The sequence below is a fragment of the Streptomyces sp. NPDC020422 genome, from assembly GCF_044386705.1.
GTDB lineage: Bacteria > Actinomycetota > Actinomycetes > Streptomycetales > Streptomycetaceae > Streptomyces.
The window spans coordinates 129,715-155,059 of sequence record NZ_JBIRVJ010000005.1; the positions used below are offsets into that span (position 1 = coordinate 129,715).

A 25,345-nucleotide genomic window follows, 5' to 3' on the forward strand; every position below is an offset into this window, starting at 1 on the left:
CCGATGAAACTGACGCGGCCCGCCGAACAGAAGCCCGTCGACCTGAAGAACTTCGACCTGGTGAACCCCCACGAGCACGGCGAGGGCGACCCGCACGCCATCTGGCACGCCATGCGCGAGCGCGAACCACTGTGCTGGCAGCAGGTGGACGAGAAACTGGGCTACTGGTCGGCCACCACCTTCGAGGACGTCACGAAGGTGCTGAAGGACCACCGGGTCTTCACCTCGGAGCACGGCACCCTGCTCAACCTGCTCGGCAAGAAGGACCCGGCGAGCCGCAAGCAGCTCCCGGCCACCGACCCGCCGCGGCACACCAAGATGCGCTCCCCGGTCCAGCGCGCCCTCAACAGCAAGGTCCTGGAGCGGCACCGCGGCCAGATCCGCGAGGAGGCCAACCGCCTCCTCGCCGGCATACCCGACGGCGAGGAGTTCGACTTCGCCGAGGTCGTCGGCCAGCTCCCGATGGCGGTCACCGGCACCCTGATGGGCCTCGACCGCGAGGACTGGCCCCAGCTGACCTTCCTCACCAGCCAGGCGATCGCCCCGGACGACCCGGAGTTCGTCATGCCAGAGGGCGGCGAGGTGACCCTCCAGCGCGCCCACCGCGAACTCTTCGCCGCCTTCGAGCAGTCGATGAGCCGGCGCAAGGGCGAGGGCAACGGCGACCTCATCGACGTCCTGCGCACCATGGAGATGGAGGACGGCCGCAAGCTGCGCCCGGGCGAGATCGTCTCCAACTGCTACAGCCTGCTCCTCGGCGCCAACGTCACCACCCCGCACGTCCCGAACGCGGCCATGGTCGAGCTGGCGAAGGACGGCAAGTACGCCGACTGGGCGGCCCACCCCGAGCTCTTCGACAGCGGCATCAACGAGGCGCTGCGGTGGTCCTCCCCGGCCAGCCACTTCATCCGCTACGCCAAGGTCGACGTCGAGCTGAGCGGGGTCACCGTCAAGCAGGGCGAGCCCGTTGCCGCCTGGATCGGCTCCGCCAACCGGGACGCGACGGTCTTCAAGGACCCGTACGAGTTCGACATCCGCCGCGACCCCCGCAACCACCTCGCCTTCGGCGTCGGCCCGCACTACTGCGTCGGCCACGCGGTCGCCCGGATCGCGCTGCACGAGCTGTTCGAGGAGCTCCTCGACCAGTTCGAGGGGTTCGAGGTCGTGGGCGAGCCGCAGCACCTGCACTCGAACTTCATCGCGGGCATGAAGCACCTGCCGCTCGTCGCCACCCGGCGCGCCGAGAGGCTGTCGGCGAAATGACCGTGGACACGACCCCCAGGGTCGCGGCCCCGGCCTTCGACCGCAGACCGAACCCGGCCCCGGCGAGCCCCCGGCGGGTCGCCGAGGTGCTCGCCGACCCGGGCTTCGGCAAGTACGTCACCGACCACATGGTGACCATCGAGCACACCCCCGAGCAGGGCTGGCACGGCGCGGCCGTCCGCCCCTACGAGGCGCTGTCGCTCGCCCCCACAGCCTCCGTGCTGCACTACGGGCAGGCCATCTTCGAGGGCCTCAAGGTGTACCGGCAGCCCGACGGCTCCGTGGCGGCCTTCCGCCCGGACGCCAACGCGCGCCGCTTCGGGGCGTCCGCCCGGCGCCTGGCGATGCCGGAACTGCCCGAGGAACTGTTCCTGGAGTCGATGCGGGAGCTGCTCGCCCTGGACGAGCGCTGGGTGCCCGAGGGCGGCGGCCGCTCGCTCTACCTGCGGCCGCTGATGATCGCCACCTCCACCGAGCTGACGGTGGCCGCGGCGACCGAGTACCTGTACGTGCTCATGGCGATGCCGGCCGGCTCGTACTTCACCGGCGGAGTCAAGCCGGTGAGCGTCTGGCTGTCCGAGGACTACGTCAGGGCCGCGCCCAGCGGCACGGGCGCGGTGAAGGCCGCGGCCAACTACGCGGGGACGCTCGCCCCGCAGCGCGACGCCGCCGCCGAGCACGGCTGCGACCAGGTGGTCTGGCTCGACGCGGTGGAGCGGCGCTGGGTCGAGGAGATGGGGGCGATGAACCTGTTCTTCGTCTTCGGCTCGGGCCCGGACGCCCACCTGGTGACCCCGCAGCTCAGCGGCTCGCTGCTGCCGGGCGTCACCCGCGACTCGATCCTGACGCTGGCCCGTGACCTCGGGTACGGGGTGGAGGAGCGGCGCATCTCCACCGACGAGTGGCAGAAGGCGGCCGAGTCCGGCGAGCTCACCGAGGTGTTCGCCTGCGGCACCGCGGCGATCATCACCCCGGTCGGCACGGTCCGGCACGCGGCCGGCGAGTTCCGTATGAACGGGGGCGAGCCGGGCCCCGTCGCCCAGCGGATCCGCGAGCACCTGGTCGCCCTCCACGAGGGCACGGTGGAGGACCGGCACGGCTGGATGCACCGCCTGGTGTGAGCCCACCGCACCCCGCGCGTCCCCGCCCGACGGCCGTACCGGGCGGGGACGCGCGTGCTCAGCGCCCGCTGAGCCGGTTGGCGACCGTGGCCACCCGGTCGGTGGCGGCGCTCAGCCCCCGCGCCTCGCGCCGGTCGGCGCCGCGGAAGGCCGCGTACATCGTCTGGACGCCGAGCCAGCGCAAGGGCTCGGGCTCCCACTTGCGGACCTTGTGGTTCACCCAGGGCAGTGCGGTCAGGTCCGTCGGCCCGGACTGCCCGGAGTCCTGCTGGATGAGGTCGCGCAGGGTGCGGGCGGCGAGATTGGTCGTGGCGACACCGGAGCCGACGTAGCCGCCGGCCCAGCCGAGGCCGGTGGACCGGTCCAGGGTGACGGTCGCGCACCAGTCGCGCGGGACGCCGAGGACACCGGACCAGGCGTGCTCGATGCCGACGCCCGCGAGCTGCGGGAAGAAGCGCACCAGGATCTCGCGGAGCGCCTCGATGGTCGCCGGCTGGGTGCGCCCGTCGTTGTCGGTCCTGGACCCGAAGCGGTACGGGACGCCCCGTCCGCCGAGCGCGATGCGCCCGTCGGCGGTGCGCTGGGCGTACATATAGGCGTGCGCCATGTCGCCGAGGGTCTCCAGGCCCTTCCAGCCGATGGACTCCCACTGGGCGTCGCTGAGCGGCTCGGTGGCGATCATGGAGGAGTTCATCGGCAGCCAGGTGCGGCGCTGCCCGGCGAGGGAGGCGGTGAACCCCTCGGTGCAGCGCAGTACGTAGGGGGCGCGGACGGTTCCGTACGGGGTGACGGCGTGCTTGGGCCGGATCTCGGTCACCGGCGTGGACTCGTGGATGGTCACCCCCAGCCCCTCCACGACCTCGGCCAGCCCCTTGACCAGCTTGACCGGGTGCAGCCGGGCCCCGTGCGGGGTCCAGCTGGAGCCGACCGCCCCGGCCACGCGGATCCGCTCGGCGGTCTCGCGCGCGCCGTACATCTCGCGGTCCTTCTCGCCGAAGGCGAGCTCGCCGGCGTGGAACTCCCTGAGCCGGGCGAGCTGGGCGGGCGAGAGCGCGACCTCCAGCACCCCGCCCCGGTGGACGTCGGCGTCGATGCCCTCGGCGGCGCACACGTCGACGACCTCGGCGACGGTCTCGTTCATGGCGTGCTGGAGGCGGGCGGCGGCGTCGTGCCCGTGCAGCTTCGCGTAACGGTCGCGCCCGGCGATCCCGTTGTAGAGCCAGCCGCCGTTGCGCCCGGAGGCGCCGTACCCGCAGAACCTGGCCTCCAGGACGGTGATGTTCAGGAAGGGCACGGCCTTCTTGAGGTAGTAGGCGGTCCAGAGTCCGGTGTAGCCGCCGCCGACGATGCAGACATCGGCGGTGGTGTCGCCGGGCAGCGGTTCGCGCGGCGCGGGGGCGCCCTCCTGGGCGTACCAGAACGAGATCCCGCCGTTGATCGTGCTCATGTCCATCCCTCTTCCGGGTCCGTGCGCGGGAGGCTACAGGGGCCCTTGGTCCCGTGGATACGGGTCTTTCGCGGCGGCCCGGGGAGCGGCCGGGCGCCTAGCTTCGAGGATGCGGATTTCGTTGCGTGTCCCTTGTCCCGGAAGGACCTCTCCATGCGTGTACGCAGGACCCGGCGGGCGTGCGCGGCGGCGACGGCCGTCGTGGCCGTCGCCCTTGCGGGAACGGCCTGTTCGGCGGATGCCTCGACGTCCCTGACGGCCACGGCGGCGGAACACGCGGAGGTCCTGACGGAGCTTCCGGCGACCGTTTCGGGGCCCCGGATCGTGGTCGGCCAGGCGAGCGCGCCGCACACCGTGACGGTTTTCGTCGATCCGCGGTGCAGCTACTGCGCCAAGTTCGAGGCGAGCGGCGGGACGGTCCTCGCGGACCAGGCGGCGGCGGGGAGGGTGCGCGTCGAGTACGTGATCGCCTCCTTCCTGGACGCCCGCACCGGCGGCACGGCCTCGGCGCACGCGGCGAACGCGCTGCGGGCGTCGGTCGAGGCGGGCCCGGGGAAGTTCGCGTCCTACCAGGCGGCGCTGTTCGCGAGCCGGCCGTCGGGAGAGTCGAGGGACGGCTTCTCCACCGACCACCTGCTGAAGATCGCGGACCAGGTGCCCGGCCTGCGGAGCGCGGCCTTCGACAAGGCGGTCAGGGACGACACGTACGCGACGTGGGTGTCGTCCGCGGAAGCGGCCTTCGAGGCGGCGGGCGTCGGCGGCACCCCCACCGTCCTGGTCGACGGCAAGCCCCTGGCGGGCGGCAACGGCCTCTACGACGCCACCCGGTTCGCGGAGGCGCTGCGCGACGCGGGTGTCTAGGGCGTGATCCGCACCGGGGACGCACGGCACGGCGGCCGACGGCCCCGGAAGGCGCTGGCCAGGCCTGCCCGCCGCGGTGCACCCTGACCCCATGATCCGAAACGCCACTCCCGCCGACGTCCCCGTCATCCACCGTCTCATCCGCGAACTCGCCGAGTACGAGAAGGCCCTCGACGAGGTCCGCGCGACCGAGGCCCAGCTGCACGAGGCCCTCTTCGGCGACCGCCCCGCCGCCTACGCCCACATCGCGCAGACCCCCGAGGGCGAGGTCGCCGGCTTCGCCCTGTGGTTCCTCAACTTCTCCACCTGGCGCGGCGTCCACGGCATCTACCTGGAGGACCTCTACGTCCGCCCCGACCACCGCGGCGGCGGCCACGGCAAGGCCCTCCTCGCCGAACTGGCCCGCATCTGCGTCGAGCGCGGCTACGAGCGCCTGGAGTGGTCGGTCCTGAACTGGAACCATCCGTCGATCGCCTTCTACGAGTCCCTCGGCGCCCGCCCCCAGGACGAGTGGACGGTGTACCGGCTGACGGACGGGGCGCTGGCGGAGCTCGGTCGGGGCGCGGTGTAGGAAAGGGGCATGGACACGGACATGGACATGGGTATTCAGGCGCGGTTCGAGCGCATCACCGGCTTCATCGAGGCGCGGCTCACCCCGCTCTTCGACCCCGCGAACGGGAAGGACCACGGGTTCGGGATGGACGACACCTCCCGGGCGCTGCGGGCCCTGCGCTACAGCGTGCAGGCGGCGTCGGCCGTGAACGGGCTGGTGGAGAAGCGGGTGGCGGAGCCGGAGTTGCGGCAGGTGGTGGACCAGGCGCTGGAGCACAACTGGGACGTGCTGCGCTCCATCGCCCGGATGTGGGAGGACCACCCCGAGTTCCTGAAGGAGTTCAAGGGGCACTCCTGGGATGTGATCGGGGTCTGAGAGCCCCGGCGGGCGGCCCCTACGGGATCAGGACCACCTTGCCGGTGGTGCCCCGGGTCTCCAGTGCCTTGTGTGCCGCCGCCGCCTCCGCGAGGGGGAAGCGGTGCACGGCCGGGCGCAGGGTGCCGGCCGTGGCGGCGGCGAGGGCGGCGAGTTCGAGGTTGCGGACGTCGCCGCCCGCCTTCTGGAGCATGACCGGGCCCAGGACGCCCTCCGAGGTGATGCCGCGGTCCGCCAGCTCCTCCTCGGTGAAGGTGAGCGGCTCCCCGTCGTGGAGGCCCGCGCCGGACCAGCCGAAGACCAGGTGCTGTCCGCCCTTGCCGAGCAGGTCGACCGCGGCGCGGCCGGTGTCGCCGCCGACCGAGTCGAAGACCACCGTCGCGCCGCGCCCGGCCAGATACGCGCGGACCTCGTCCGGCCAGTCCGGCCGCCGGTAGTCGACCGCCAGGTCCGCGCCGTTCTCGCGGACCCGCGCGACCTTCTCCGGGCCGCCCGCCAGGCCGATCACCGTGGCGCCCGCGTTCTTCGCGTACTGCACGAGCAGCGTGCCGATGCCGCCCGCCGCCGCCGGGACGATCGCGATCGAGGCGGGGGTGAGCTCGGTGAACTGCAGGATGCCCAGGGTCGTGCGGCCCGTGCCGATCATGGCCACCGCCTCCGCCTCGCCGAGGTGGTCGGGCAGGGCGTGCAGGCGGGAGGCGTCGGTGACGGTGAGTTCGGCGTAGCCGCCGGGGGCCATGCCGATGTGGGCGACGACCCGTCGGCCGAGCCAGGACGGGTCGGTGCCCTCGCCGAGCGCCTCCACCGTGCCGGCCACCTCGCGGCCGGGGATGGTGGGGAGCTCGACGGGGGCCGGGAACGGGCCCGGCAGGCCCTCGCGCAGGGCCGTGTCCAGCAGGTGCACGCCGGCCGCCGCCACCTTGATCCGGACCTGGCCGGGGCCGGGGACGGGGTCGGGCGTCTGCTCGTACCGCAGGTTCTCGGCGGGACCGTAGGCGTGGAGGCGGATCGCGTGCATGGGGTTCCCCTGTTCGCTCGGTGGTGGTCGGGGGCCGTCGGTGGCGGTCGGCGGCTCCCCGTCGCGCGTGCAGGGACAGCCTTCGACCTCAAGCGCGGTTGAGGTCAAGCCCCTTCCCGGTCCGCGAGGCCCGCAGCGCCAGCGACACCGCCTCCACCGCGCTGGTGAACGACACCTCCGCCAGCACCCCGGGCGCCGCCACCTGGTCGCCCGCCAGGTACACGCCGTCGCCCCGGTCGATCGCCGGCCGGTCGCGCCAGGTGGTGCCGGGGCGGTCCACCGCGCCCGTACGGCCCTGGGAGACCGCCTCGCGCCGCCACACCGTCCGCTCGCGCCAGCCCGCGAAGCCCAGGTCGAGGAGGCGCTCCGCGTGCGCGACGCCGTCCGCCTTGGTCCCGTCGGGGCCGATCGGCAGCTGGGCCTGGATCAGCTGCTCGCCCGCCGGGGCGAGACCCGGGTCCTGGGTGGTGAAGCGCTCGACCCAGCCGGGCGCGTCCAGGTCGGAGATCGCGAACGGGTCGCCCTTGCGGGTGCGCAGCGCCAGGTCGAACAGGACCGTCCGGCCCGACTCCCAGGCGAGGGAGGGGTCGCAGAGCAGGCGGGCCGCCGAGGGCAGGGCCGTCGCCACGATGACCGGGCCCTCGGCGGTCGGCAGGGTGTCCACCCGGGACGAGGTCTCGATCCGTACGCCCAGCTCCCGGGCGCGCGCCGCCATCCGGTCGACCAGCCGCCCCCAGCCGCCCTTGACGAAGTGCGCCTCGGCCGGGATCGACGAGGCCCGGTACAGCCGCTCCTGCACGAAACGGGCCGACAGCGCGCCCGGGTCGTGGTGGTAGAGCGCGACCCCGCTGTACGAGGCGGCGGCGCGGGCCGCGGCCTCGCCGGCGACACCGGTGGCCCAGGTGAGGAAGTCGACGTCCACGGGGGCCTGTTCGGCCTTGCGGAAGGAGTGCCGCAGGAAGCCGAGCGGGGGAGTGCGGCGCAGCGCGCCCCGGTGGTGGAAGCGCAGCTTCGCGGCTTCGAGGGCCGGCAGCGGCGCCAGCTCGCCGAGCAGTCCGCGCTGCTTCAGCCAGGTCCAGTGCGGGCCGCCGCTGTAGATCGCGTGCGGGCCCTCGTTGGTGAGGTACGGGCCCTGAGCGGTGCGGGCCCGGCCGCCGAGGGAGTGGTGCGCCTCGTGCAGGGTGACCCGGGCGCCCGCCTCGGCGGCGGTGACGGCCGCCGTGAGTCCCGCGAAGCCGCCGCCGATGATGGTGATCTTCCGCATCCGATCGCTCCCTCGTGTGCCCGGCCCGATGTCGGGTTCCAGGGAGGGGACGAACGGCCCGGCCGGGTTCGTGACATCGGATCCGGGGCGTCGGCAGTGGCGTGCGTCACGAGGGCTGCCGTGGGGAAGCGCTCCCGGGCGGGTTCAGGGCACGCGGGGGAACTTCGCCTGGAGGGCCCACACCGCCGGGTTGTCGGCGAGGCCCTCGTGCATGTCGGTGAGGTCGGCGATCAGGTCGTGCAGGAAGTCGCGGGCCTCGCGGCGCAGTGCGGCGTGGCCGAAGGTGAGCGGCGGCTCGTCGCCCGGCATCCAGTCGGCCTCGACGTCCACCCAGCCGAAGCGGCGCTCGAACAGCATCCGGTCGGAGGACTCGGTGAAGTCGAGCTCCGCGTACTGCGGCTGGGCGGCGCGGCTGCCGCGCGGGTCCCGGTCGAGCTGCTCGACGATGTCGCACAGCGCCCACGCGAAGTCGAGCACCGGCACCCATCCCCAGGCTGTGGATACCTCCTGGTCCTTCTCCGTGTCCGCGAGGTAGACGTCACCGCAGAACAGGTCGTGCCGCAGCGCGTGGACGTCCGCGTGGCGGTAGTCCGTCTGGGGCGGGTCGGGGAAGCGGCGGGAGAGCGAGTAGCCGATGTCGAGCACGGGGAGATGGTGTCATGCCCGCGAGGAGCGGTGCACCGCCCGCGCGACCCGGGGCCCCAGCCAGCGCTTCAGGCGGCGCAGGGACTCCAGCCGGCCCGCCGCCCGGTCCAGGCGGTAGTAGAGCTGGGGCGGCACGTGCGGGAGCAGCGGGGAGTGCCGCTGGCCCAGCAGGGCGAACATCTGCGCCGGCTCCAGGTTCATGTAGCGGGGCAGGTTCTCGTACCACTGCGCGCTGTAGCGGGCCGCGCTCTGGGCCGAGACCAGCTCGGCCCGGCGGCGCTTGCCGTACGTCGTGAGCGCCGTGTCCAGACCGCCCGCGTCCACCGGGCCGGCCGCCGTGCTGCCCGCGCCCCCGCTTCCCAGCGCGGCGGCCAGGGCCAGGGCGTCCTCCAGGGCCAGGGTGGTGCCCGCGCCGATCGAGTAGTGGGTGGTGTGGGCGGCGTCGCCCATCAGGACCACGTTGCCGTGGTGCCAGGACCGGGTGGTCAGGGTGCGGAAGTTCAGCCACTGGGCCGGGGCCCCGCCGCCGTGCTGCTCGCGGCCGATGAGCGGCTCGCCGTCGAGCAGGTCCGCGAAGAGCTTCTCCAGGAGCCGCAGGCTGTCGGCCTCGTTCGTCCGGTCGAGCCCGAGGCCCCGCCAGGTGTCCGGCGCGCACTCCACCACACAGGTCGACTGCTCGCCGCTGAAGCCGTACGCGTAGCACCAGACCCAGCCGTGCTCGGTCTCCTTGAAGGCGAAGCTGAAGGAGTCGAAGACCTTGGTCGTGCCGAGCCAGACGTAGTGGTTGCGGCCCGCGGCGACCTCGGCGCCGAAGCGGTCGGCGTGGGCCTCGCGCAGGACGCTGTTCACCCCGTCGGCGGCCACGACCAGGTCGGACCCGGCGAGCTCGGGGGCGTCGGGGCCGCTGATCCCGTGCTCGTAGACGACCCGTACGCCCAGCTCGCGGGCCCGGTCGGCGAGCAGCGCGAGCATCCGGCGGCGCCCGATGCCGAAGCCGGCGTCCCCGCGGTGCACGGTCCGCTCCTCGCGCACGATCGCCACGCCGTCGGTCCAGGTCACGGACGCGGCGGCGATCGCCTCCGCCGACTCGGGGTCGCCCGCGCGCAGCTTGTCGAGCAGCCCCGCCCAGTAGGTGACGCCCCAGCCGTAGGTGGAGCCGGCCGCGTTCTTCTCGTACACGGTGATCTCGTGGGACGGGTCCTGGCGCTTCATCAGGATCGAGAAGTACAGGCCGGCGGGCCCGCCGCCGACGACGGTGATCTGCACGTGCGCTCCCACGGGGACATGACACTCTGCGCTGAGACGGGAACGCAGAGTAGCAGCCGCGGGGGCGGCGTCACGGCAGCAGACGCTGTTCCTTCGCCACCGCCACCGCGCCCGCCCGCGTGTCGACACCGAGCTTCGCGTAGATGCGCCCCAGGTGGGTCTTGACCGTCGCCTCGCTGATGAACAGCGCCCGGGCGATCTCCCGGTTGCCCAGGCCCTGCGCCAGCTGCCCCAGGATGTCGCGCTCCCGGTCGGTGAGCGTGGGCCCGGCCGCGCCCCGCATCCGGTCCATCACCCGGCTCGCCACCGGCGGCGACAGCGTCGTACGGCCCTGGGCGGCGGAGTGGATCGCGGCGAAGAGCTCCTCGGGCCGCTCGGCCTTCAGCAGGTAGCCGGTGGCGCCCGCCTCGATCGCCCGGGTGATGTCGGCGTCCGTGTCGTACGTGGTGAGGACGAGGACGTGGACGCCGGCGCCGGACCCCGCGATCCGGCGGGTCGCCTCGACCCCGTCGATGCCCGGGCCGAGCTGCAGGTCCATCAGGACGACGTCGGGCCGCAGGTGCCCGGCCATCGCGACGGCCTCCTCGCCGCTGCCGGCCTCGCCCACCACCTCGATGTCGGGGGCGCTGCCGAGCAGGGCGAGCAGCCCGGCGCGGACCACGGCGTGGTCGTCGCAGAGCAGGATCCGTACGGTCACTCGCCTGCCTCCAGGGGGCGTGAGAGGGGGATCGCGGCGGAGAGCACGGTGCCCTCGCCGGGGGCGGACTCGATCGTCAGGGTGCCGCCCAGCTGCTGGGCCCGCACCCGCATCGCGGGCAGCCCGTGGCCCCGCACCCCCGAGTCGGGGCGGACCGGCGACGGCTCGAAGCCGCGCCCGTCGTCGGCGACGTCGAGGACGACCTGGTCGTCCAGGTAGGTCAGGGTCAGCGCCGCCGAGGTGGCTCCGGCGTGCTCGCGGATGTTCGCCAGGGCGCCCTGCGCGATCCGCAGCAGTGCCGACTGCACCCGGTCCGGCAGCGCCACGGGCGTCCCGTCCACCCGGAACGCGGCCGACTCGCGCGTGGCGAGCCCCCGCAGCGCCTCTTCGAGACCGCCGCCCCCGGCGAGGTCGGCGGGGGCCAGGTCGTGCACGAAGCGGCGGGCCTCGGCGAGGTTGCGCTCGGCGATCGACTCGGCGGTACGCACGTGCCGGCGGGCGGTCGCCGGGTCACCGTCCCAGGTGCGGTCGGCCGCCTGGAGCAGCATCTGCTGGCTCGACAGGCCCTGCGCCAGGGTGTCGTGGATCTCCATGGAGAGCCGCTGGCGCTCGGCGAGGGTGCCCTCCCGGCGTTCGGTCGCGGCCAGCTGGCTGCGCGTGCGGATCAGGTCGTCGATCAGCGCCCGCTGCCGGTCCGCCTGCCGCTGCGCGTGCACGAACACGGCGGTCGCGATGGCGGCTACGGCAGGCGGGGCGATGATCAGGTTGGGGTCCCAGCCGTCGTGCGACAGCTTCACCTGGGCCGCCACCACGAACACGGTGAGCAGTGTGACCAGCCCGAGCGCCGCGCGCGGCGGAAGGGTGCGCAGGCCCGTGTAGAAGAGCGGCACCGCGCACCACGCGAAGCTGGGCGCGAGCACCACCAGGACCATCCACACGGCGACGACCGTGCCGAGCCAGGCGATCCGCCGGGGCGTGGCGCGGGTGCCGAGGACCGGCCCGAGCAGGTAGAGGGAGGCGAGCGCCCCGGACAGGGCGACGATCCAGGGGCTGCGGTCCTCCCAGGGGTGGCGCAGCAGGAAGCGCGCGAGGGAGGCGCCGAGGAGGAGGAAGAAGGCGAGGTGCATGACCCGCGCCAGCCAGCGGGCGTCGGGGTCGTGCTGCATCGTCCACCTTCTTCGTGCGCTTCTGACCTGGGGATACGTATCCATCCTGGCCCAAGGGGACCAGAGCGGCATCAACCGATCGGCTGACCCGCCCGTCATCCACTATGCGCGGCGGGCCGAGCCGGAACGTGGACCGGAGGCCCCGGATTCCCGGCGGAGGATCGATGCCAGAGCGAACGGAACACCGACACCGGCCGCTGTCCCCGACTCCCAGGAGCCCGCCATGAAGAAGAAGATCCTCCTCGGCACCACCGCTGCCGCCGTCGTCGCCGCCGGTACCTTCGGCGCCGTCTCCGCGAACGCCTCCGCCCCGCAGGCCGCCCCCGCCGCGGTCGTGGCCAAGGCCGACGCCGGTGACGACGACCTGCGCCAGGACACCCACCTGACGATCAAGGCCGCCACCAAGGCCGCGCAGGCCACCCTGAAGGCCGCCGAGAAGGAGGGCCAGCGGGTCTCCGTCGCGGTCGTGGACCGCAACGGCAACACCATCGTCACCCTGCGCGGCGACGGCGCCGGCCCGCAGTCCTACGAGTCGGCCGAGCGCAAGGCGTTCACCGCCGTCTCCTGGAACGCCCCGACCTCCGTCCTCGCCGGCCGCCTCGCCCAGGCCCCGAACCTGAAGGACATCCCCGGCACCCTCTTCCTCGCCGGCGGCGCGCCCGTCACCGCGGGCGGCGCGCCGATCGCCGGCATCGGCGTGGCCGGTGCGCCCTCGGGCGACCTGGACGAGAAGTTCGCCCAGGCGGGCGTGGCGTCCCTGAACGACTGACGCCCCGCGAGATCCCTCGCGACACCACGCGCGAGGCCCCCTGCGTCAGCGGCGCCCGGATCCCCCGCCGGGCGCCGCTGATGTGCGTACGGCGGGTGGCTGATTCGTACCCCGATCGATTCGTACGTCTGTTTAGGATCATTTCGTGAACAGTCGACGTCGCATCCTGACCGGAGTACTCGCCTTCGCCCTGCTCGCGGGAGTCGCCGCCTGCACCGGCGACGGCTCCGGCGGAGTCAGGGGCACCCCCGGCGCCGCCGGGCTGCGCGACCCGTACTTCCCCCGGCTCGGCAACGGCGGCTACGACGTCGGCCACTACGCCCTCACCCTCGCCTACGACCCCGCCACCGGCCGCCTCGACGGCCGCGCCGAGATCACCGCCACGGCCACCCAGGACCTCAGCGCCTTCAACCTGGACCTCGCCGGGCTCACCGTCCGCGGCGCCACCGTCGACGGCGCGCCCGCCGCCGTGAGCCGGGCCGGCAACGAGCTGACCCTGCGTCCGCGCGAGGACCTCGACAAGGGCGCCGAGTTCCGCGCCACCGTCACCTACGACGGCGTGCCGCAGACCATCACGGACTCCGACGGCTCCGAGGAGGGCTGGCTGAAGACCTCCGACGGCGCCCTCGCGGTCGGTGAACCCACCGGCTCCATGGCCTGGTTCCCCGGCAACCACCACCCCTCCGACAAGGCCGCGTACGACGTCACCGTCACCGTCCCCGCCGGTCTGAAGGCCGTCTCCAACGGCGTCATGACCTCCGAGAAGAAGACGGCCGACGGGCACACCACCTCCGTCTGGCACTCCGCCGAGCCGATGGCGAGCTATCTCGCGACCCTCGCCATCGGCCGGTACGACACGACCACCGCGACCGCCCTCGGCAAGGTCCCCGTCCTCACCGCCGCCGACCCCCAGGTCGCCGCCAAGAGCGCCGCGCTGCGCGCCGGGGTGCCGGAGATCCTCCAGTGGCAGACGGAGAACTTCGGCCCGTACCCCTTCGCCGCGGCCGGCGCCATCGTCGAGCGCGACGGCGACCTCGGCTACGCCCTGGAGACCCAGAGCCGCCCGGTCTTCCCGCTCGGCTCCTTCGACACCCCGACCCTCGTCCACGAACTGGCCCACCAGTGGTACGGCGACTCCGTCTCGCCCGCCACCTGGAAGGACATCTGGCTCAACGAGGGCTTCGCGACCTACTCGGAGTGGCTCTACGCGGAGGACTTCGCGCACACCCCCGCGCAGAAGAGCTTCGAGCGGGCCTTCGCCGACGAGGACGCCTGGGCCTTCCCGCCGGCCGAACCGCCCACCTCCGAGGACCTGTTCGCAGCCCCCGTGTACCAGCGGGGCGCGATGGTCCTGCACAAGATCCGGCAGACGCTCGGCGACGACGCCTTCTTCGAGATCCTGGCGGGCTGGCCGGCGAAGTACCGGCACGCCAACGCCACCACCGAGGACTTCACGCGGTACGTGGAGTCCGTGGCGGGCCGCGACCTGGGAGACCTGTGGGACGTGTGGCTCTACGGGGACGAGAAGCCGGCCAAGCCGTAGGCCGCGTCCGGACCGGGGCCCTACAGCGCCTTGCGCATCACGACGCACGGCCGGCCGTGCGCCAGGTCCGGGCGGCGCGCGGTCTCCTCGTAACCGAGGGAGGTCCAGAAGGCCAGTGCCCGGGGGTTGTTCTCCAGGACGGCGAGCCGCAGTCCGGTGCGGCCACGGGAGCGGAAGCCGTCCTCCACGTACGCGGCCAGCCGGCGCCCGTAGCCGGCCCGGTGCTCCTCGGCATGGACCATCAACAGGCCCAGCCACGGCTCGGTCTGGGCCGGGTCGGGGTGGCGGCCGAGGGTGACGGCGACGGCGACCAGGCGCCCGGCGGAGCGGGCGAGCAGCACCTCGGCGCTCGGCTCGGCGAGCTCGTCGGCGAGGGAGGCGGCGACCTGCTCGGGGCGGATGTCGTCCGGGTCCGGGAAGTCGCCGCTGAGCTGCTGGAAGGCGTGGTTCGACGCGTACAGCGCGGTGAGTTCGGTGAGCAGCGGGCCGGGGATGTCGCGCGGGTCCTTGGCGACCAGGGGTTCGACGATCACGCCGGCAAGCGTAGAGCCCCGACCCGCTGCGCGGGGCGGGGCTCTGCCGTCGGATCCGCTCGGGTCAGATGTTGACGCCGAAGTCGCGGGCGATGCCCTCGAGGCCGGAGGCGTAGCCCTGGCCGACCGCGCGGAACTTCCACTCGGCACCGTTGCGGTAGAGCTCGCCGAAGACCATGGCGGTCTCGACGGCGGCGTCCTCCGACAGGTCGTAGCGGGCGATCTCGGCGCCGCCGGCCTGGTTGACGATGCGGATGTACGCGTTGCGCACCTGGCCGAAGTTCTGCGAGCGGTTGACCGCGTCGTAGATGGAGACCGGGAAGACGATCTTGTCGACGCCGGCCGGGAGGCCCGCCAGGTTGACGTTGATCTGCTCGTCGTCGCCGCCGCCCTCGCCGGTGCGGTTGTCACCGGTGTGGACGATGGTCTGGTCCGGGGTGGACTTGTTGTTGAAGAAGACGAAGTGTCCGTCGGAGACGACCTTGCCGGTGCCGTCGACGCCGATCGCGGAGGCGTCGAGGTCGAAGTCCGTGCCGGTGGTCGTGCGGACGTCCCAGCCGAGGCCCACGGTGACGGCGGTGAGGCCCGGGGCCTCCTTGGTCAGGGAGACGTTGCCGCCCTTGGAGAGGCTTACAGCCATGGGATGTCCCTTTCATCGCGGTGTGTTCGTAGCGGATAACGCGTACGGGGGCGCGGCGGTTCCAGCGCGAAATCAGGATGACGCCCGGCGGCCCCGGCGGGGAACATGGAGGACATGTCCGGTCCCTATCTGATCCGCGGCTCCGTCTCGCTCCCCGAGGCCGAGCTCCAGTGGCGTTTCTCGCGGTCGTCCGGGCCGGGCGGGCAGCACGTCAACACCAGCGACTCGCAGGTGGAGCTGCGCTTCGACCTGGCGGCGACGCAGGCTCTCCCGGACGTCTGGAAGGCCCGCGCGCTCGAACGGCTCGCGAGCCGGCTGGTGAACGGGGTCGTCACCGTCCGCGCCTCGGAGCACCGCTCCCAGTGGCGCAACCGGGAGACCGCCGCCGTCCGCCTCGCCGCACTGCTGGCCGAGGCCACCGCGCCGCCGCCGAAGCCGCGCCGCCCGACGAAGATCCCGCGCGGCATCAACGAGCGCCGGCTGCGGGAGAAGAAGCAGCGCGCGGACACCAAGCGCGGCCGCCAGGGCCGCGACTGGGGATAGACCGGGGGCGCTCAGCCCAGCGTCCGGTACTTCCCCCGGAAGTACGTGAGCGGTCCGCCCTCCGCCGAGGGCAGGTTCGTCGCGAGCACCCGCCCGATGACCAGGGTGTGGTCGCCGGCGACCACCCGGCTCTCCGTGCGGCACTCCAGGGTCGCCAGCGCGCCCCCCATCAGCGGGGCGCCGCTGTGCTCGCCCCGCGTGTAGGGCAGGTCGGCGAAGAGCAGCCGGTCGCTGACCCGGCCCTTCATCGCGAAGCGCCCGGCGACGTGCCGCTGGCTCTCGGAGAGCAGCGAGACCGCCCAGACGGGCACCTCGGCGAGCAGGTCGTCCATGCGGGAGTCGTTGCGGAGGCTGACCAGGACCAGCGGCGGGTCGAGGGAGACCGAGAGGAACGCGGTCGCCGTCATGCCGACGTCCTCGCCGTGCGGGCCGTCGTCCGGGTCGTGCGCCGTCACCAGGACGACGCCCGCCGCAAGGCGGGACATGGCCGCCCTGAACTCGTCGTTGCTCACCCCTTCAGCATGAGGGATGGCCAGGTCGGACACGGCGGGGGGCTGGGCGGGGGTCTTCTGCAGCACCCTCGCACGCTAGTCCGGTCCCGCGCCCCCTTACATCGGGCGCCGGGACCAGTCCCGCTTCCCCCGCCGGACCTAGGACCCTTTCGCCCCGCCTTGGGGTGCCGTTCACCCGGGGTTCGGAAGACCGCACGACACTCTGTGACTTGAGTCACAGAGTGCAGTATTTGTTGACCCTGTGTACCGGGTGCACAGCTCGCTGTGATTCAGTGGCTGGGACAGTGCAGTACGAAGCCGATGAGAACCCTGGAGTTAGCTGTCGAGGTCTCGGGGAGAGCGAGCAATGGAGACCGAGTCGGAGCCGTACGTCCGTCTTGCGACCCTGCGGCAGCTGCATCAGGTCGTGGCGGACCTCAACACCGCCCGCAGCCTTGCGGACACCCTGCAGGCCGTCGCCGACGGCATCGTCGCAGGGCTCAACTATGAGCTGGCCTGCGTCAACCTCGTGCGCCCCGACGGCGACCTGGTCGTCGCCGCCTTCGCCGGCAGCCCCGCCGCCGAAGCGCTGATCACCGGACGCGTCGGCTCCCGCGCCTCCTGGGAGCGCCGCCTCGCCATGGGCGAGGCCTGGGGCGACCTGCGGTTCATCCCGCACACCGAGGGCTGGGTGCTGATCGAGGACGACGTCCCGCAGTGGCACACCGAGGGCCCCGCCCCCCGCTTCGAGGACGAGTGGCACCCCCACGACCGCCTCTACGCCCCCATGTACGCCTCGGGCTCCGGCCGCGAGCTGCTCGGCGTGATCTCCGTGGACCGCCCGCGCAACGGGCGGCACCCCGGCCCCTGGGGCCGCGAAGCCCTCCAGATGTACGCCTCCCAGTCCGCCATCGCGATCAGCAACGCCCGGCTGCGCTCCAACATGCAGCGCGCCCTGGTCCGCCTGGAGCGCGAGCAGCAGGCCCTGCGCGCCAGCGAGGAGTCCTTCCGGCAGGCCTTCGAGTACGCGCCCTCCGGCATGGCCATCGCCGAGATGGGTGGCGACCAGCACGGACGCCTGCTGCGCACCAACGACGCCCTGTGTCGGCTGCTCGGCCGCCCCGCCTCCGTGATGCGCCGCTACTCCTTCGCCGACCTCGTCCACCCCGAGGACATAGGCACCCTGCTGCGCACCTCCGCCGAGGGCGGCCGCGCCGAGCTGCGGCTCGGGCGCCGCGACGGCACCTACGTCTGGGTCTCCCTGCGCAACTCCGTCGTCGCCGACACCGCCGACGGCCCCCGCTTCCTCCTCACCCACGTCGAGGACATCGAGGAGCGCAAGCGGCACGAGCTCCAGCTCGCCCACCGCGCCTCGCACGACGCCCTCACCGGCCTGCCGAACAGCGCCGAGCTCCGCTCCCGGCTCTCCGCCCGGCTCTGCGAGCGCCCCTTCGCCGGCTCCGCCGCCTCCGCCGACGAGTACGAGCCGCCGTACGACTACGACCAGGGCCACGGGCACGGCTTCGACTTCGCCCCCGCCGGCGCCGTCGGGGCGTACGACCACCATGTGCACTCCGTCGCCCCCGGCGGCGGCGAGACCGACGACGGTACGAAGGGGCTCGCCGTCCTCTTCTGCGACCTCGACGGCTTCAAGTCGATCAACGACCGCTTCGGGCACCACACCGGCGACGCCGTCCTGGTCGAGGTCGCCCGCCGGCTGACCACGGGGGTACGGGACGGGGACACGGTCGCCAGGCTCGGCGGCGACGAGTTCGTCGTCCTCGCCGACGGCCTGGGCTCGGCCGACGCCGCCGACCTCGCGGTCCGGCTGCGGAACGCGATCATTCCGCCGATCCGGGTCGACGGGCGGGCGGTGCGGGTCGGGGCCAGTTTCGGCATCGGCTGGGCCGAGTGCGGCATGACCGTCGAAGAGGTCCTGAACAGCGCCGACCAGCGGATGTACATAGAGAAGCGGTCCCGTTCGAAGATGCACCGGCGGGCCGGATAGGCGATCCGCCGGTCCCGTCGTTCACGGGACGTACACGGAGCGCGGAATTCCCCGCAGGGCCGTTCGGGGTAGGCTCGGCCGGTCGGCGACGGCTGGCGAGCAGGGAAAGGGAGTGACCCGGATGGCTGCGGGCAACGACGGCACGAAGACGCCCGAGGACGACGATCCGTTCGGCTACCTGTACGAGGACGGCCAGGCGGCAGGCGCCCAGCCGCCCCAGGGTGGCGGGGGCTACGGCTACCCCGGCCCCGCGTCCCAGCCGGGCCGTCCCCGCACCTCGTACAACCAGGTCCGCACGGTCGGCGAGCGCCAGTACGGCGGCCGTCCCGCGGCCCAGGTCCCCCCGCAGCAGGCCTACCACCAGCCGCACCCGCAGTACGCGGCCCCCGAGACCTATCCGGGCGGCCCCCCGACCCGGCAGAGCCCGCCGCCCCCGGCCGGGCGCGGCTCGGGCGGCGGGCCCAACACCAAGGGCCTGCTGATCGGTGCCGTCGCGGTCGTCGCGGTCGTCGTGATCGGCATCGCGGCCGCCCTGATCACCAACGGCGACGACCAGAACGCCAACGCGGGCGGTGCCGGCGGCAAGTCGACGGGCGCCCCCAGCCAGGTCTCGGAGTCCCCGTCCACCGACCCCACCTCCTCCTCCGAGCCCCCGGCGGTGCCGCAGCAGGACGCGGCGACGCTGAAGCTGGGCGGGTCGGCGGTGCTGGCCAAGGACATCAAGGGCGCGGAGGGCGCGGACGGCGCCTATGTGACCGGCTTCAACGCGGTCGGCTCCTCGGTGACCTGGCAGGCGGACGTGCCCGAGGCCGGCGACTACTACCTGTACGTGCGCTACGCGATCCCGGCGAAGGACGCGAACGCGACGCTGACCGTCAACGACAAGGCGAACAGCAATCCGATAGGGCTGAAGAACTTCGTCGGCTCCTCGGACCCGAACCTGGAGAAGAACTGGCAGACCACCTGGGCGCCGGTCACCCTCCAGCAGGGCCAGAACACGATCAAGCTCTCCTGCGAGCAGGGCAACCAGTGCGACGCGGTCTTCGACTGGCTGAAGATCAGCAAGACCAAGCTGAGCGGCTGAGCAGCTGAGAGGCTGACCGGCTGACGGCCGGGCGGCCAGGCGGCCGGGTGGGCCGGGTGGCGGTCAGGACGGCGGGGCTCCTTCGGGGGCCCCGTCGGTGTTTCGCGGTGTTGTTTCTCGGTGCTTGCCGGCCTTCGGCGGCGTCGGCCGGGCTTCAGGCCGCCGACAGCGCCTCGGTCACCGCGACCCGCGGCAGCATTGCCTCGTACGCCGTCTCGTCGAACTCGCCGGCCACCGGGGAGAGGACGGTCGCCGCGGAGAGCGCGACGGCGTGGGCGAGGCGGGTGGGCCAGTCGGTGCCCTCGACCAGTCCGGCGAGGAGCGCGGCGACGGCCGAGTCTCCCGCACCGGTCGGGTTGCCCTGGACGGGGGCGGGCGGGGTGGCCTGCCACAGGCCCTCGGGGGTGGCGGCCAGCAGGCCCTCGGGGCCGAGCGAGGTGACGACCGCGTGGGCACCGCGGCGGCGGGCGTCGCGGGTGGCGCGGTGGGGCTCGCGGGAGCCGGTGAGCTGGGCCAGCTCCTCGGCGTTGGGCTTGATCAGGTCGGGGCGGGCGGCGATGCCGCGGCGCAGCGGTTCGCCGCTGGTGTCGAGCAGGACCGGGACGCCGGCGCCCCGGGCGAGCCGGACGAGTTCGGCGTACGCGCCGACGTGGATGCCCGGCGGGAGGCTGCCGCACAGGGCCACCGCCCTCGCCCCGTCGAGGAGTTCGGTGAAGCGGGCGGTGAACGCGGCCCACTCGGCGGGGGCGATGACCGGGCCCGGCTCGTTGAGCTGGGTGGTGTCGCCGCTGGCCGCGTCGACGACGGCGACCGTGCGGCGGGTGGGCCCCGCGATGGGGACGAGCGCGTCGTGGACGGGCTGCCCCGCCGTGGTGACGGCGAGCAGTTCGCGCAGCGTCTCGCCGGTGGCCCCGCCGGCGAAGCCGGTGACGACCGTCTCGTGGCCGAGGGCGCCGAGCACCCGGGACACGTTGAGGCCCTTGCCGCCGGGGCGTTCGATGACCTGGGTGATGCGGTGCGAGGCGTGCGGGACGAGGGCGGGGACCCGGTAGGTGAGGTCCACGGCCGTGTTCAGGGTGACCGTGAGGATCACCGGCGCCACCCCCGTCGTGTCGTGTCGGCGCTGCTGGCGACCCGATCATGCCAAAGAGAAGGCGGTTGGCCCAGACCCCGGACCAACCGCCTGTGACGCAATATCAGACAAGCCGTGGCGAAATCAGCCCAGCTGGGGCTCGACCACCCAGGCGCCCTTGCGCATCACGCCCTTGAGCTCGAAGTCCGCGTCGAGGACGACGAGGTCGGCGTCCTTGCCGGGCTCCAGCGAGCCGACCCGGTCGTAGACGCCGAGCAGCTTGGCGGGGTTGGCGGAGAGGGCCTGGACGACGGACTCCACCGGCAGCCTGTCGATCGTCGCGGCGCGCTTGAAGGCCCGGTCGAGCGTCAGGGTCGAGCCGGCGATGGAGCCGCCCTCGACGAGCCGCGCCACGCTGTCCTTCACCTCGACCTCCAGCGGGCCGAGCATGTAGCGCCCGTCGCCGAAGCCGGCCGCGTCCATCGCGTCGGTGATGAAGGCGACCCGGTCCGCGCCCGCGTGGTGGAAGGCGAGCTCCAGGGCGGCCGGGTGCAGGTGGGTGCCGTCGTTGATCAGCTCGACGGTGATCCGCTCGTCCTCCAGGAGGGCGGCGATCGGGCCGGGGGCGCGGTGTCCGAGGCCGGGCATCGCGTTGAAGAGGTGGGTGGCGACGGTGGCGCCCGCGTCGATCGCGGCCTGCGTCTGCTCGTACGAGGCGTCCGTGTGCCCGATCGCGGCGATCACGCCGTGCTCGGCGAGCAGCCGTACGGAGTCGATGCCGCCGGGCAGCTCGGTGGCGAGGGTGACCATCCGGGCCTGGCCGCGGCCCGCGTCGATCAGCTTGCGCACCTCGGCCGGGTCGGGGTCGCGCAGCAGGGTCTCGTCGTGGGCGCCCTTGCGGCACGGGGAGATGAACGGGCCCTCGAAGTGCAGGCCGGCGATCTCGCCCTGCTCGGCCAGCTCGGAGAGGAGGCCGGCGCGCTGGGTGAGGAAGTCCATCTCGCCGGTGACGAAGGAGGCGACGACGGTGGTGGTGCCGTGGAGGCGGTGGGTGTGGACGCCCTTGAGGACCTCGTCGACGGTGCCGGAGGTGAAGGAGGCGCCGCCGCCGCCGTGGTTGTGCATGTCGACGAAGCCGGGCACCAGCCAGTGGCCGGCGAGGTCGAGGGCGGGGGCGTCCTCGTGGGCGGCTCCCGCGATGCGGCCGTTCTCGACGATCACTCGTCCGTTCTCGACGACCCCGGTCGGCAGCACCACGCGGGCCCCGGTGAGAACAGTGGAAACGGCCATCAGGCGGATACCTCCGAGTCGGCGGGGTGCTGGTCGGCGAGCAGGTCCCAGGCGAGGAGGCCCGCGCCCAGGCATCCGGCGGTGTCCCCGAGGGCCGCCGGGACGATGGCGGGCAGCTTCTGGAAGGTGACGCGTTCCTCCACCGCGGCCCGAAGGGGTGTGAACAAGGTTTCCCCGGCCTCGGCGAGACCGCCACCGATGATGAGCGTGCGGGGGTCCAGCAGGGTGAGCGCGGTGACCAGTCCGTCGGCCAGGGCGTCGACGGCGTCCTGCCAGATCCGTACGGCGGTGGGGTCGCCGGACTCGACGGCCTTGGCGCAGTCGGCGGCGTCGGCCTCGGGGTCGCCGGAGGCCTCGGCCCAGGCGAGGGAGACGGCGGAGGCGGAGGCGTACCGCTCCAGGCAGCCGCGCTGGCCGCAGCCGCAGGCGGTGCCACCGGGGCGCACCACGATGTGGCCGATCTCGCCCGCGTAGCCGTGGGCGCCGGCCTCGATCGCGGAGCCGATGCCGATGGCGCCGGCGATGCCGGTGCCGAGCGGGACGAAGAGGAAGCGGTCGGCGCCGTTCCCGGCGCCGATGCGGCCCTCGGCGAGGCCGCCGGTGCGCACGTCGTGGCCGAGGGCGACGGGGATGCCGTCGAGGCGCTCGCTGAGCAGGGCGCGCATGGGGACGTCGCGCCAGCCGAGGTTGGCGGCGTAGACGGCGATGCCGTTCTCGGCGTCGACGATGCCGGGGACGGCGACCCCGGCGGCCGCGGCGGGCTGTCCGTACCGCTCCTGGCCGAGGGTGCGCAGCTCCCGGGCGAAGTCGAGGATCGTCTCGACGACGGCCTCGGGCCCGCGCTCGCGGCCGGTGGCGCGGCGGGCCTCGTGGAGCAGGGTGCCGTCCGCCCCGACCAGGGCGGCCTTCATACCGGTGCCGCCCACATCGAGGGCGATGACGTGTCTCACGAGGACAGTCTCGCGCGTGGGGACCCGAAAGGTCTAGTCCACTGCGGAGGATTGTTGCGCTGGGATACAAATCCGGGCCGACGGGGGCCGCCGATGCGTTGCAGAAGCGATATGCGTGTGGTGTAGACCTCTCGCGTTCATCCGGGAGAAACTTGCGGCTCACCGGCGATCACGGGCGATCGCCGACGACCGACAGGGTGGGTTACGGCTGTGCAGCGGCGACGATTCATAGGACTGGCCGCGGCGGCCACCGCGCTCGGCCTGACCGGCGCCCTCTCCGGCTGCGGCACCCTCGGCGTCGGCGGCGAGTCCGGCGAGGTCACCCTCAAGCTGGTGGCCGCCGACTACGACCTCGCCGGCGGCGACTCCACCCGGAAGTACTGGGACGGCGTCGTCTCCGCCTTCGAGGCGAAGAACCCCGGCGTCAAGGTCCAGGTCCGGATCGAGTCCTGGAACGACGTCGACCGCAAGGTCGCCGAGCTGGTCAAGGCCGGCCAGGCCCCCGACATCGCCCAGATCGGCGCCTACGCCGACTACGCCGCCGCCGGCCAGCTCTACTCCGCCGACGAGCTCCTCTCCATCCGGGTCCAGGCCAACTTCCTCGCCCCGCTCGTCGCGGCCGGCGAGCACAAGCGCACCCAGTACGGGCTGCCCTTCGTCGCCTCCACCCGGCTGCTCTTCTTCAACCAGGACCTCTTCGACAAGGCCGGCGTCGACAAGCCCCCGGCCACCTGGGACGAGCTCGCCGCGGCCGCGCGGAAGCTGCGGAAGAAGGGCGTGACCTACCCCTTCGCGCTGCCGCTGGGACCGGAGGAGGCCCAGGCGGAGACGATGATGTGGCTGCTCAGCGGCGGTGACGGCTACACCGACGCCACCGACCACTACAAGATCGACTCCGACGCGAACATCAAGACCTTCGAGTGGCTGCAGAAGAACCTGGTCGCCGACGGCCTCACCGGCCCCGTCGCCCCCGGCAAGCTCAACCGCAAGGACGCCTTCGCCGCCTTCGCCCGCGGTGAGGTCGGCATGCTCAACGGGCACCCCTCGCTGATGCAGGAGGCCGAGAAGAAGGGCGTCAAGGTCGGCAAGGTCGCCCTGCCCGGCACGTACGGCCAGGCCAAGGCCACCATGGGCGTCGCCGACTGGATCATGGGCTTCAAGCAGAACGGGCACCGCAAGGAGATCGGCGCCTTCCTCGACTTCGCCTTCAGCGACGAGAACGTGCTGAAGTTCGCCGGCGACAACGACCTGCTGCCCGTCACCGTCACCGCCTCCGCGCACATGGAGTCCGACCCGGAGTACGCCAACCTCCGCGAGTTCCTCCAGGCGCTGCCCGACTCCCAGCTCCCCCCGGTCGGCAAGACCTCCTGGGCGCGGGTCAGCGGCGTCATCAAGAAGGACATCGGCAAGGCGGTCGCCCCCGGCGCCAAGCCCTCCGAGGTGCTGGGCCGGATCGCCCGCGAGGCGACCACGGCCGAAAGCGCCGAGTGAGCGGCATGCCGGGACAGCGGCATTAGGTTGGTCATATGACCACCGACCCCGGCGAGCTGGGTGCCCGCGAGCAGGCCGTCCTGGCCATGGAACGGCGTTCCTGGCCGGGCCCCGGCGCCAAGGAGCGGGCCGTACGCGAGCAGCTCGGCCTCTCGGCGACCCGCTACTACCAGCTGCTCAACGCCCTCCTGGACGACCCGCGGGCGCTGGCCCACGACCCGGTGACGGTGAACCGCCTGCGCAGGGTCCGGGCGGACCGCGAATCCCGCCGCTGACACCACCTCCGCTCCCGCCGCCCTCCCGCCCCGCTGACGCGGAGCGCGTCCCTGGGTAGGGTCGTGGTCATGGTCAGCAGCCTTCCGCACCCGACCACAGCCGCCGGCCGCGACGGCCTCGCCGCGCTCCTCGCGTGCCCGGAGAGAGCCGTCGTCGCCCTCGACTTCGACGGGACGCTCGCCGAGATCGTCCCCGACCCCGAGCGCGCCCGCGCCCACCCCGGGGCCGTGTCCGCCCTGGCCGCCCTGGCCCCCAAGGTGGCCGCCGTGGCCGTGGTCACCGGCCGCCCGGCGGGGGTCGCGGTCCGCTACGGGGGCTTCGCGGGCGTCCCCGGCCTGGAGCACCTGGTGGTCCTCGGCCACTACGGGGCCGAACGCTGGGACGCCGTCACCGGCACCGTCCAGGCCGCCGCCCCCCACCCGGGCGTCGCCTCGGTCCGCGCCGAGCTCCCCGGCTTCCTCGACCGGATCGGCGCCTGGCCCGGCACCTGGATCGAGGAGAAGGGCCGCGCCGTCGCCGTCCACACCCGCCGCGCCGAGGACCCGCAGGGCGCCTTCGAGGCCCTGAAGGGCCCCCTGGGCGACCTGGCCACCCACCACGGCCTGGTCCTGGAACCGGGCCGCATGGTCCTGGAGCTGCGGCCCCCGGGCATGGACAAGGGCGTGGCCCTCGCCGACTACGTCCGCGAGCTGGACGCCGGGTCCGTCCTGTACGCCGGCGACGACCTGGGCGACCTCCCGGCGTACGCGGCCGTCGAGAAACTCCGCTCCGACGGCACCCCCGGCCTCCTCGTCTGCTCCTCCTCCACCACCGAGTCCGTCCCGGACCTCGCCGACCGCGCGGACCTGCTGGTCCCGGGCCCGGCGGGGGTGGTGGGGTTCCTGGCGGGCCTGGCGGCGGCGCTGGACGGGCCCACGGGCGCCTGACGCCCCTCCGCACCGAAGAGGAGGGGCACCCCGGAGACCGGGGCGCCCCTCCC

At 73.3% G+C, this 25,345-nt stretch carries 26 protein-coding genes; 13 read left to right on the forward strand and 13 right to left on the reverse strand.

What is annotated here, in order from left to right; translation table 11 throughout:
- The first annotated feature begins 3 nt into the window (after positions 1-3).
- Positions 4-1,263: a cytochrome P450 gene (locus ACH414_RS14635; protein ID WP_398942003.1), complete on the forward strand. Its 1,260-nt coding sequence runs from the start codon at positions 4-6 to the stop codon at positions 1,261-1,263.
- A complete protein-coding gene (locus ACH414_RS14640) occupies positions 1,260-2,384 on the forward strand; it encodes a branched-chain amino acid aminotransferase (protein ID WP_382533101.1) in 1,125 nt (374 codons plus the stop codon). The genes ACH414_RS14635 and ACH414_RS14640 overlap by 4 nt, the downstream gene beginning before the upstream one ends.
- Before the next feature lie 58 nt (positions 2,385-2,442).
- On the opposite strand, the gene ACH414_RS14645 is transcribed toward ACH414_RS14640, so the two are convergent.
- Positions 2,443-3,831 (reverse strand): NAD(P)/FAD-dependent oxidoreductase, encoded by a 1,389-nt coding sequence (locus tag ACH414_RS14645; protein WP_386565569.1) that lies wholly within the window; start codon positions 3,829-3,831, stop codon positions 2,443-2,445.
- 153 nt (positions 3,832-3,984) lie between these two features.
- Here ACH414_RS14645 and ACH414_RS14650 point away from each other — a divergent pair, with 153 nt between their 5' ends.
- The 3 genes from ACH414_RS14650 (at position 3,985) to ACH414_RS14660 (ending at position 5,620) form a co-directional block, all read left to right on the forward strand.
- Positions 3,985-4,692, forward strand: a complete 708-nt coding sequence (locus ACH414_RS14650; protein WP_382533098.1) for a DsbA family protein — start codon at positions 3,985-3,987, stop codon at positions 4,690-4,692.
- Between the two features lie 91 nt (positions 4,693-4,783).
- A complete protein-coding gene (locus ACH414_RS14655; protein WP_382533097.1) occupies positions 4,784-5,263 on the forward strand; it encodes a GNAT family N-acetyltransferase in 480 nt (159 codons plus the stop codon).
- Positions 5,264-5,272: 9 nt separating this feature from the next.
- A complete protein-coding gene (locus ACH414_RS14660) occupies positions 5,273-5,620 on the forward strand; it encodes a hypothetical protein (protein ID WP_382533095.1) in 348 nt (115 codons plus the stop codon).
- Between the two features lie 19 nt (positions 5,621-5,639).
- Here ACH414_RS14660 and ACH414_RS14665 read toward each other — a convergent pair whose 3' ends face one another.
- From ACH414_RS14665 to ACH414_RS14690, 6 genes are all read right to left on the reverse strand, one after another.
- Complete coding sequence (locus ACH414_RS14665) at positions 5,640-6,638, reverse strand: zinc-binding dehydrogenase (RefSeq protein ID WP_382533094.1); 999 nt, start codon at positions 6,636-6,638, stop codon at positions 5,640-5,642.
- Between the two features lie 88 nt (positions 6,639-6,726).
- Positions 6,727-7,902, reverse strand: a complete 1,176-nt coding sequence (locus ACH414_RS14670) for an FAD-dependent oxidoreductase (RefSeq protein ID WP_398942005.1) — start codon at positions 7,900-7,902, stop codon at positions 6,727-6,729.
- A 144-nt stretch (positions 7,903-8,046) separates the two neighbouring features.
- Positions 8,047-8,547, reverse strand: a complete 501-nt coding sequence (locus ACH414_RS14675) for a hypothetical protein (RefSeq protein WP_382533090.1) — start codon at positions 8,545-8,547, stop codon at positions 8,047-8,049.
- A gap of 12 nt (positions 8,548-8,559) precedes the next feature.
- Entirely contained in the window at positions 8,560-9,813 is a 1,254-nt protein-coding gene (locus ACH414_RS14680; protein WP_382533356.1) for an FAD-dependent monooxygenase, read from the reverse strand.
- Between the two features lie 70 nt (positions 9,814-9,883).
- Positions 9,884-10,510 carry a response regulator gene (locus ACH414_RS14685; protein WP_382533089.1) on the reverse strand — a complete coding sequence of 209 codons (627 nt, stop codon included), beginning with the start codon at positions 10,508-10,510 and terminating at the stop codon, positions 9,884-9,886.
- The gene (locus tag ACH414_RS14690) at positions 10,507-11,676 is read right to left on the reverse strand and encodes a sensor histidine kinase (protein WP_398942006.1); all 1,170 of its coding nucleotides are present in this window, start codon (positions 11,674-11,676) and stop codon (positions 10,507-10,509) included. Before ACH414_RS14690 ends, ACH414_RS14685 begins: the two co-directional genes overlap by 4 nt.
- 223 nt (positions 11,677-11,899) lie before the next feature.
- Between ACH414_RS14690 and ACH414_RS14695 the strand changes: the two genes are divergently transcribed.
- Together ACH414_RS14695 and ACH414_RS14700 are read left to right on the forward strand one after the other, a co-directional pair.
- The gene (locus tag ACH414_RS14695; RefSeq protein WP_382533085.1) at positions 11,900-12,445 is read left to right on the forward strand and encodes a heme-binding protein; all 546 of its coding nucleotides are present in this window, start codon (positions 11,900-11,902) and stop codon (positions 12,443-12,445) included.
- 145 nt (positions 12,446-12,590) lie between these two features.
- A complete protein-coding gene (locus ACH414_RS14700; RefSeq protein ID WP_398942008.1) occupies positions 12,591-13,988 on the forward strand; it encodes a M1 family metallopeptidase in 1,398 nt (465 codons plus the stop codon).
- Positions 13,989-14,008: 20 nt separating this feature from the next.
- On the opposite strand, the gene ACH414_RS14705 is transcribed toward ACH414_RS14700, so the two are convergent.
- On the reverse strand, positions 14,009-14,521 hold the full coding sequence (locus ACH414_RS14705; RefSeq protein WP_386565563.1) for a GNAT family N-acetyltransferase: 513 nt from the start codon (positions 14,519-14,521) through the stop codon (positions 14,009-14,011).
- A gap of 64 nt (positions 14,522-14,585) precedes the next feature.
- Positions 14,586-15,161, reverse strand: coding sequence for a TerD family protein (locus ACH414_RS14710; RefSeq protein ID WP_046911123.1), 576 nt, complete (start codon positions 15,159-15,161; stop codon positions 14,586-14,588).
- A 105-nt stretch (positions 15,162-15,266) separates the two neighbouring features.
- Between ACH414_RS14710 and arfB the strand changes: the two genes are divergently transcribed.
- Positions 15,267-15,704, forward strand: coding sequence for an alternative ribosome rescue aminoacyl-tRNA hydrolase ArfB (gene arfB, locus ACH414_RS14715; protein WP_382533079.1), 438 nt, complete (start codon positions 15,267-15,269; stop codon positions 15,702-15,704).
- 11 nt (positions 15,705-15,715) lie between these two features.
- On the opposite strand, the gene ACH414_RS14720 is transcribed toward arfB, so the two are convergent.
- Positions 15,716-16,282: a flavin reductase family protein gene (locus tag ACH414_RS14720; RefSeq protein WP_382533078.1), complete on the reverse strand. Its 567-nt coding sequence runs from the start codon at positions 16,280-16,282 to the stop codon at positions 15,716-15,718.
- A gap of 280 nt (positions 16,283-16,562) precedes the next feature.
- Between ACH414_RS14720 and cdgB the strand changes: the two genes are divergently transcribed.
- Positions 16,563-18,203 carry a diguanylate cyclase CdgB gene (gene cdgB, locus ACH414_RS14725; RefSeq protein ID WP_382533076.1) on the forward strand — a complete coding sequence of 547 codons (1,641 nt, stop codon included), beginning with the start codon at positions 16,563-16,565 and terminating at the stop codon, positions 18,201-18,203.
- A gap of 121 nt (positions 18,204-18,324) precedes the next feature.
- The gene (locus ACH414_RS14730; RefSeq protein ID WP_398942011.1) at positions 18,325-19,287 is read left to right on the forward strand and encodes a CBM35 domain-containing protein; all 963 of its coding nucleotides are present in this window, start codon (positions 18,325-18,327) and stop codon (positions 19,285-19,287) included.
- Between the two features lie 154 nt (positions 19,288-19,441).
- On the opposite strand, the gene ACH414_RS14735 is transcribed toward ACH414_RS14730, so the two are convergent.
- From ACH414_RS14735 to ACH414_RS14745, 3 genes are all read right to left on the reverse strand, one after another.
- Positions 19,442-20,380: a 1-phosphofructokinase family hexose kinase gene (locus tag ACH414_RS14735; protein ID WP_382533072.1), complete on the reverse strand. Its 939-nt coding sequence runs from the start codon at positions 20,378-20,380 to the stop codon at positions 19,442-19,444.
- Positions 20,381-20,503: 123 nt separating this feature from the next.
- Complete coding sequence (gene nagA, locus ACH414_RS14740; RefSeq protein WP_386565558.1) at positions 20,504-21,649, reverse strand: N-acetylglucosamine-6-phosphate deacetylase; 1,146 nt, start codon at positions 21,647-21,649, stop codon at positions 20,504-20,506.
- Positions 21,649-22,599: an ROK family protein gene (locus ACH414_RS14745; protein ID WP_398942014.1), complete on the reverse strand. Its 951-nt coding sequence runs from the start codon at positions 22,597-22,599 to the stop codon at positions 21,649-21,651. Before ACH414_RS14745 ends, nagA begins: the two co-directional genes overlap by 1 nt.
- Positions 22,600-22,809: 210 nt before the next feature.
- Between ACH414_RS14745 and ACH414_RS14750 the strand changes: the two genes are divergently transcribed.
- The 3 genes from ACH414_RS14750 to otsB all read left to right on the forward strand — a co-directional run bounded on the left by ACH414_RS14750 (position 22,810) and on the right by otsB (position 25,292).
- Positions 22,810-24,090 carry an extracellular solute-binding protein gene (locus tag ACH414_RS14750; RefSeq protein WP_382533066.1) on the forward strand — a complete coding sequence of 427 codons (1,281 nt, stop codon included), beginning with the start codon at positions 22,810-22,812 and terminating at the stop codon, positions 24,088-24,090.
- 35 nt (positions 24,091-24,125) lie between these two features.
- Positions 24,126-24,365, forward strand: a complete 240-nt coding sequence (locus tag ACH414_RS14755) for a DUF3263 domain-containing protein (RefSeq protein WP_382533065.1) — start codon at positions 24,126-24,128, stop codon at positions 24,363-24,365.
- 69 nt (positions 24,366-24,434) lie between these two features.
- Entirely contained in the window at positions 24,435-25,292 is an 858-nt protein-coding gene (otsB, locus tag ACH414_RS14760; protein ID WP_382533063.1) for a trehalose-phosphatase, read from the forward strand.
- Positions 25,293-25,345 lie beyond the last annotated feature (53 nt).